This is a genomic window from Streptomyces albus subsp. albus (assembly GCF_000719865.1).
GTDB classification, from domain to species: Bacteria; Actinomycetota; Actinomycetes; order Streptomycetales; family Streptomycetaceae; genus Streptomyces; species Streptomyces albus_E.
This window is the reverse complement of record NZ_JOID01000112.1, coordinates 1-273: the sequence shown is the minus strand read 5'-3', so window position 1 is coordinate 273 and position 273 is coordinate 1. Positions and strand designations below refer to the sequence as shown.

At 71.8% G+C, this 273-nt stretch carries 1 pseudogene; it reads right to left on the bottom strand.

What is annotated here, in order from left to right:
- Positions 1 to 209 (bottom strand): annotated as a pseudogene (locus IF83_RS30925) (hypothetical protein); the annotation flags it as partial.
- Between the last annotated feature and the right edge of the window lie 64 nt (positions 210 to 273).

Here is a 273-nt window from a genome sequence, read left to right as displayed (position 1 = left end):
TGCCGCTCCCACGCCTTCAACGCGTCGATCCGCCCCGCCGTGGACAACCCTCCACGCTCCAGCAGGCCCAGCATCGCCGCCGTCTGCGGCCCCGGCACCACTCCCGCCAGGTGCGCGGCCCACTCATCCGCCGTCACCGGTAGTTCCGGCACCTCCGTGCTCCCGCCCGGTGCCGTGGTCTCGCTCTGATCGAGCAGCGTGGCTTGCATGGTCTCCCCCGTCCGGTCACCCCTCGAACTCCCGCCCCCGCAGCGGGTGTTCCTACCCCCTATT